This is a genomic window from Amaricoccus sp. (genome assembly GCF_036846665.1).
GTDB lineage: Bacteria > Pseudomonadota > Alphaproteobacteria > Rhodobacterales > Rhodobacteraceae > Amaricoccus.
Map to the genome: position 1 here is coordinate 1 of NZ_DAIUBO010000253.1, position 5217 is coordinate 5217.

5 protein-coding genes are annotated in these 5217 nt (G+C 67.2%); 4 read left to right on the forward strand and 1 reads right to left on the reverse strand.

The features are described 5' to 3' along the window. Positions 1–457: glutamate ligase domain-containing protein (locus tag V7050_RS17915; protein ID WP_442885710.1), on the forward strand; the 457-nt coding region annotated here is incomplete at its 5' end. Positions 458–494: 37 nt separating this feature from the next. On the opposite strand, the gene V7050_RS17920 is transcribed toward V7050_RS17915, so the two are convergent. Next, entirely contained in the window at positions 495–1160 is a 666-nt protein-coding gene (locus V7050_RS17920; RefSeq protein ID WP_324368097.1) for a GntR family transcriptional regulator, read from the reverse strand. A gap of 178 nt (positions 1161–1338) precedes the next feature. Between V7050_RS17920 and V7050_RS17925 the strand changes: the two genes are divergently transcribed. The 3 genes from V7050_RS17925 to V7050_RS17935 all read left to right on the forward strand — a co-directional run bounded on the left by V7050_RS17925 (position 1339) and on the right by V7050_RS17935 (position 5123). Then, positions 1339–2694, forward strand: coding sequence for an NCS1 family transporter (locus V7050_RS17925; RefSeq protein ID WP_324368099.1), 1356 nt, complete (start codon positions 1339–1341; stop codon positions 2692–2694). 58 nt (positions 2695–2752) lie between these two features. After that, positions 2753–3520, forward strand: coding sequence for an aspartate/glutamate racemase family protein (locus V7050_RS17930; RefSeq protein ID WP_324368101.1), 768 nt, complete (start codon positions 2753–2755; stop codon positions 3518–3520). Between the two features lie 139 nt (positions 3521–3659). Then, positions 3660–5123 carry an NCS1 family nucleobase:cation symporter-1 gene (locus V7050_RS17935; protein WP_324368111.1) on the forward strand — a complete coding sequence of 488 codons (1464 nt, stop codon included), beginning with the start codon at positions 3660–3662 and terminating at the stop codon, positions 5121–5123. Positions 5124–5217 lie beyond the last annotated feature (94 nt).

Genomic DNA, 5217 nt, shown 5'->3' on the forward strand with positions numbered 1-5217 from the left:
GGGCTGTGCCGCGGCCATGACCGGGGCGGTCTGGCCGGCGCGGCTGCAGCGGCTGCGCCACGGCCCGCTGGTGGAGGCGGCCGGAGCGGCGGAGCTCTGGCTCGACGGCGGCCATAATCCAGCCGCCGGCATCGCGCTGGCCGAGGCTCTGGGCCGGCTGCGGCCGCGGCCGCTGCATCTGGTTTGCGGCATGCTCAACACCAAGGACGTGGCGGGCTTCCTCGCGCCGCTGGCGGATTGCGCGGAAGATCTCGCGGGCGTCGACATTCCCGGCGAGGCGGCGACGCTGAGTGCCGGCCAGACCGTCGCGGCGGCGGAGGCGGCGGGGCTCCGGGCCCGCCCCGCCGCCAGCCTGGCCGCGGCGGTGCGCGAGATCGCCGCCGCTGACCCCGGCGCGCGCATCCTGATCTGCGGCTCGCTCTATCTCGCCGGGCGGGTGCTGCGCGAGAACGGGTGACCGGCCCGCCGGACGGGTCCGGGGGCCTTGCGGGACCTCAGACGAGGATGCCCCACCAGCGCAGCGTCTCCCGGTAGTGCAGCTCGATGGCCGAGACCGCGGCTTCCGCGTCGCGGCGGGCCAGCGCCTCGATGATGACGAGGTGCTCGCGCATCGCCGGCACGATGCGGTCGGGCAGGAAGGGGCGGGTGTTCTGGATCACCGCGATCCGGTCGCGGTTGACGTTATAGGCGTCCTTGGCCAGCGGATTGCCGAGGCTGGCGCCCAGGGCGTCATGCAGGCTGAGGTCGGTGGCGATGGCACGCCGGGGCAGATCCGGGGTCATGGCGCGTTCGGCATCCTCGATCAGCGCCAGATGGGTCGCGCGCAGCGCCCCGAGATCGGGCTCCGCGCCGGTGCGGACCAGCCGGCGCGCGCCCTCCGAATCCAGCAGCGCGCGCAGGTCGAGGCAGTCCCGGGTCGTCTCCGGGCCGGCGCCCATCACCAGGACGCCGCGCTTGGGCAGGATGTCCACCAGCCCGCGGGCATCGGCGCGCTTGACCGCCTCGCGCGTGGCGGCGAGCGGCAGGTCGAGCACCTCCACCAGTTCCGGCATCGAGACGAACTGGCTGCTGCGCAGCTCGCCGGAGCGAAGTAGCTCGATCAGCCGGGCATAGGCCTGATCGGCCAGCAGCGCGTCCCCGACCCGCGTTTCCCTGTTCACCGATCATCCTCCCTCGGCTCGATCTTCAAAAAGGTCCTGAAGGTCCTTCGCATGTTTCCGACCTGTATGTCTGATCAAATCCCACGTAACATTTTACGTAGCGCTTCAGAGGCTGCGATGCAAGGCCTCATCTGGGGGGCTGATCGGAACTGAAACCCGACTTGGAGGCATCGAAGGCATGTCCACTGCACAAATTGAAGACCAGGCGGCCGCGGCCGCTCACGGCCACAAGGCCGCTGGCGAGGAATCCCTCGCTCCACAGCAGACCCGGATCATGGGTCGCTGGTCCTATCTCTTCGCCTGGATGGGCGGCTGCGTCTCGATCGGGACCTTCACCATGGGCTCGTCGATCGTCGGCATCCTGAACCTGACCCAGGCGACCGTCGCGATCCTGATCGGCTGCTTCATCATCGGCCTCGCGCTGATGATCAACGGCGCCGCCGGCTACAAATACGGCATCCCGTTCATGGTGCAGGCCCGCAGCGCCTTCGGGTTCAAGGGCACCCGGTTCCCGGGCCTCGTGCGCGCCTTTCCGGCGATCGTGTGGTTCGGGTTCCAGAGCTGGATCGGCGCCGGCGCCCTGAACGCGATCTCGGTGCTGCTCTTCGGCTTCGACAACATCGTGTTCTGGTTCATCACGTTCCAGCTGCTGCAGACCGCGCTGAGCGTGCTGGGCTTCCAGGGGATCAAATGGCTCGAGAACATCGGTGCCATCTTCATCCTCTGCTCGCTCGCCTACATGTTCGTCAACGTCATCATCCGCTTCGGCGACGAGATCACGAGCAACCTCGTGAACATCGAGGGCACCTGGGGGCTGCCGTTCTGGGGTGCGACGATGCTCTTCCTCGGCATCTACTCGACGATGATCCTGAACGTCAGCGACTACTCCCGGGAGCATGTTCACGGATCGAGCCGCGGCCTCTTGACGACGATCTATGCGATGTCGATCGGTCCGGTGACGCTGTTCATGGGCCTGATCGGCCTGATGGTGACCGGCGCGACCGGCATCACCGACACGATCCAGGTGTTCTCGAGCGCCGTCGACAACACGCCGCTCCTGATCGTGACCCTGCTCTTCATCATCTTCGCGCAGGTCACCACCAACGTCCTGAACAACGTGATCCCGCCGACCTACGTGCTCATGGACGTCTTCAAGCTGCCGTTCAGGGTCGCGACCGTGATCGTCGGCTTCCTCGCCTTCGCCACCTTCCCCTGGAAACTCGTCCAGGAAGAGAGCGCCGCCGGCCTGCAGCTCTTCGTGCAGACCTACTCGGCCTTCCTCGGTCCGATCTTCGCGGTGATGGTGGTCGACTACTACGTGATCCGGCGCCAGACGCTCGACGTCGAGAAGTTCTACGACGAGGCGGGCCCGTACAGCGGCGTGAACTGGGCCGCGGTCATCGCGTCGCTGGTCGGCGCCGCGGTCGCGCTCACCTTCTCGTCGATCTCCTGGTACGCCAGCCTGATCCCCGCGGGCCTGACCTACTGGCTGCTGATGCAGCACTGGGGTCCGGCGCAGCGTTTCCGCGCCTGACCCTCCCGCCGCCCCTTCACGGGGCGGCCTCCCCAAGCCAGAACAAGGATAGAACGAAATGCGCATCAAGGTCATCAACCCGAACACCACCGCCTCCATGACCGCGAAGATCGGCGAGGCGGCCCGGTCGGTGGCGGCTCCCGGCACCGAGATCATCGCGGTCAATCCCGAGAACGGGCCCGTCTCGATCGAGGGCCATTACGACGAGGCCGTCAGCGGCATGGCGTTGCTCGAGGAGATCTACCGCGGCGAGGCCGAGGGCGTCGACGGCTACGTCATCGCCTGCTTCGGCGACCCGGGCCTGCTCGCCGCCCGGGAGGTCGCCACTGGCCCCGTGCTCGGCATCGCCGAGGCCGCCATGCACGCGGCTTCCTTCATCGCGACCGGCTTCTCGGTCGTGACGACCCTCGGCCGCACCAAGATCATCGCCGAGCACCTGGCCCATGCCTACGGCATGGACCATTTCTGCCGCGCGATCCGTGCCTGCGAGCTCGAGGTGCTGGCCCTGGAGGACGAAGGCTCGGATGCGCGCCGCATCATCACCGAGGAATGCCTGCGCGCCCGCGACGAGGACGGCTCCGGCGCGATCGTTCTCGGATGCGGCGGCATGGCCGATCTCGCCAAGGCCATCGAGGCCGACATCGGCATCCCGGTCATCGATGGCGTCACCATCGCGACCAAGATGGTAGAGGCGCTGGTCGGCTGCGGCCTCGGCACGAGCAAGCACGGCGACCTCGCCTACCCGCTGCCGAAGCCCTACGCCGGCGCCTTCGCCGGCTATGCGCCCAAGCCGCGGGTGCGCATCCACGAGACCAAATACGCCTAGAATCGGCGCGCGGTCCGGAATTGCCGCTTCCACGCTACGCCCGATGGGCGTAGCGTCTTGCAGGAACAGAGGCGAAGTGCAGCGAGCTGCGCCTCTGGAATACCCCATAATACCAGCTGGAGAGACGAGAGTGACCGAGATGAATTACGATATAGAAGTGCACGACGGGGAGCTATGGAACGAGGATCTCGCGCCCCTGTCGCCGGAAAAGAGGCACTGGGGGGCCTTCGAGATCTTCAACGTCTGGAACAACGACATCCAGAGCCTCTTCGGCTACACGCTGGCGGCGTCGCTGTTCATCTCCTACGGGTTGAACGGCTGGCTAACCTTCGCCGCCATCGTGGTGGCCGGCTTCATCGTGATGTGGCTGGTGAACCTCACCGGGCGGCCCAGCGTGAAATACGGGGTGCCCTATCCGGTGATGGCGCGGGTCGCCATGGGGGTGCAGGGGGCGAAGTTCCCGGCGACGATCCGCGGCATCGTCGCGATCTTCTGGTACGGGGTGCAGACCTATTTCGCCTCGACGGCGGTGGCGCTGCTGCTGCATTCGCTGTTCGGCGGGCAGGACGGGGCGCAGTTCCTCGGCATGACGGCCATGGGCTGGATCTCCTACATGATCGTCTGCGTCTTCCAGGTCGGGCTCTTCATGATGGGCATCGAGTGGGTCGGCAAGTTCCTGAACTGGGCCGGTCCCTTCGTCTATGCGGTGATGATCGCGCTCCTGCTGGTGATCTGGTGGAAGGCCGGCGGGGCGCTCCTGACCGAGGTCGGCAACATCTTCCAGGCGCCGGGCGAGGCCGAGCGCAGCACCATCGCCGGTTTCATCGCCGTCGTCGGCACGATGATCGCTTACTTCGCGGCGGTGATCATCAACTTCGGCGACTTCTCGCGCTTCGTGAAGACCGAGGGACAGATGCGGACCGGCAACTTCTGGGGGCTGCCGGTCTCGATGGCGTTCTTCTCCTTCATCGCGCTCTTCATCACCGCCGGCACCGTGGTGATCTTCGGCGAGAAGCTGACCAACCCGGCCGATATCGTCGATCGGGTGGACAACATCTGGCTGACGGTGATCGCGGCGATCACCTTCTTCGCGGCGACGGTCGGCATCAACCTCGTGGCGAATTTCATCCCGCCGGCCTATGACATCGCCAATCTCGCGCCGTCGAAGATCTCGGCCAAGATGGGCGGCATCATCACCGCCGTGATCGCCTTCTTCATCGGCGCGCTCTGGGTGACGGTGATCAGCCGCATCGGCATCGCCGGCTTCGTGGACACGCTGGGCGCGGTGCTGGCGCCGCTCTACGGGATCCTCGTCGCCGACTATTACCTGGTGCGCAAGCGCAAGGTGAACCTGCAGGATCTCTTCACCCAGGACCCCTCCGGCGCCTATCACTACGATGCCGGCTGGAACCGCAAGGCGATCTATGCCTTCGCCGCAGCGGCGGTGTTCTCGGTGGCGACGGTCTGGGTTCCGGCGCTGGCCGCGCTCACCGGCTTCGGCTGGATCATCGGCGCGGCCCTGGGCGGGCTCTTCCATTACCTGCTGATGGGAGACGCCGCGCGGCAGTCGCACGACCGGTCGGAATCGGCCGGGTTCCACTGACCCGCGCCGCCCGCCGGGCGCCCCGCGGCGCCCGGCTTGACGCGCATCGGGCGAGCGGGCAAGAGGCTGGGGGCACCGCCGGCAGGACCGGCGG